Consider the following 321-nt stretch of genomic DNA (forward strand, 5'->3'; position numbering starts at 1 on the left):
GCCGTATCGCCACCGTGCTCAACAGCGCGACGTTGACGCAACCTCGCGAATCCCGCGAGCCCAAGGGCCGCCAGGTGAGCTTTGAAGGCGTGGACTTTCGCTACCCCGACGGCACGCAGGTGCTGCATGACATTGACCTGGATCTACCGCCCGGCACGCTGACCGCATTGGTGGGCGACTCGGGCGCCGGCAAATCCACCCTGGCCACTTTGCTTGCGCGCTTTGCCGATGTGAGTGCCGGGGCGATCCGCATCGGCGACGTCGACCTGCGGGACATGCACAGCGCCACCTTGTATCGCCAGGTCGCCTTTGTGTTCCAGG

1 protein-coding gene is annotated in these 321 nt (G+C 65.4%); it reads left to right on the plus strand.

Going from position 1 to position 321, the window contains the following annotated elements; genetic code table 11:
- A partial coding sequence (locus HX846_RS39135) for an ATP-binding cassette domain-containing protein (RefSeq protein WP_178967690.1) occupies positions 1-321 on the plus strand: 321 nt, incomplete at both ends.

This window comes from Pseudomonas sp. K5002 (genome assembly GCF_013386655.1).
Lineage (GTDB): Bacteria > Pseudomonadota > Gammaproteobacteria > Pseudomonadales > Pseudomonadaceae > Aquipseudomonas.